Annotated in this window: 1 rRNA gene; it reads right to left on the reverse strand. The window is 54.3% G+C overall.

Annotated elements, in window-relative coordinates:
* Positions 1-1,231 (reverse strand): 23S ribosomal RNA (locus HG543_RS53615); the annotation flags it as partial.
* Positions 1,232-1,467 lie beyond the last annotated feature (236 nt).

Genomic DNA, 1,467 nt, shown 5'->3' on the forward strand with positions numbered 1-1,467 from the left:
CGCATGACCCGAAGCTTCGGCACTAGTCTTGAGCCCCGTTACATTTTCGGCGCGGCCTGTCTTGACCAGTGAGCTATTACGCTTTCTTTAAAGGATGGCTGCTTCTAAGCCAACCTCCTGGTTGTCAATGACCTGCCACATCCTTTCTAGTGTTCACTTAGACTAGATTTGGGGGCCTTAGCTGTCGGTCTGGGTTATTCCCCTCTTGCCAATGGACGTTATCACCCACTGACTGCGTCCCGGGATAACAATTACCGGCATTCGGAGTTTGGTACGGTTTGGTAATCTGGTGAGACCCCTAGCCGTTCCAGTGCTCTACCTCCGGTATTGAATTACCCGAGCCGATACCTAAATATCTTTCGGGGAGAACCAGCTATCACGGAGTTTGATTGGCCTTTCACCCCTACACACAGCTCATCCCAGAAATTTTCAACTTTCATGAGTTCGGTCCTCCATGCGGTGTTACCCGCACTTCAACCTGGCCATGTGTAGATCACCCCGCTTCGGGTTATAATACACGCAACTGAATCGCCCTCTTAGGACTCGCTTTCGCTCCGGCTCCACCTAACGGCTTAGCCTCGCTACGTATATTAAGTCGCCGAATCATGATGCAAAAGGTACGCCCTCGCACTGGCTTGCGCCGTAGTGCTCGGACTGCTTGTAGACATGCGGTTTCAGGTTCTTTGGACTCCCCTTACCGGGGTTCTTTTCACCTTTCCCTCGCGGTACTAGTTCACTATCGGTCGCCAAGGAGTATTTAGCCTTACCGGATGGTCCCGGCAGATTCGGGCAGGATTGCACGTGTCCCGCCGTACTTGGGTACCCCACTCGGCTCCAACCAGCTTTCGCGTACGCGACTCTCACGCTCTGTGGTGACGCTTTCCAGCGCCTTCCGCTAGCCAGTCAAAGTCCTACCGTGGACCCACTACCCCGAAGCCACTTGCGTGACTCCGGTTTGGGCTGTTCCCGTTTCGCTCGCCACTACTTCGGGAATCACTCATTGTTTTCTCTTCCTCAGGGTACTGAGATGTTTCACTTCCCCTGGTTAGCTCCAGCCAGCCTATGGATTCAGCTGGTGGTAACGCCGCTATTCGCAGCGCTAGGTTTCCCCATTCGGACATCTCCGGATCAACGCTCGGTTGACAGCTCCCCGGAGCTTTTCGCAGCCACCCACGTCCTTCATCGCCTCTTGGCACCTAGGCATCCACCGCACGCCCTTAGTAGCTTACTTACCCTGATCTCTTTCATACCCGCCTCCCGGCGAGCTTGTTGAAACTCGAGACCAAGGCCCAGACCCCTGCTCTTCGCAGCAGACCTGGAAGGACTTCTTTACGCTTGTAGATGCTGGTTTGCGCTCTGGATGTGTTGAAGCCTCCCGGCCTCCTCACACCCGGCAAATCAGCCTCTGCGAGAACTTCTCTCAGCAGAAATTGAACTTACCCTTCGTATGCACTTGTCAAAGAACGC

This window comes from Pyxidicoccus fallax (assembly GCF_012933655.1).
Lineage (GTDB): Bacteria > Myxococcota > Myxococcia > Myxococcales > Myxococcaceae > Myxococcus > Myxococcus fallax.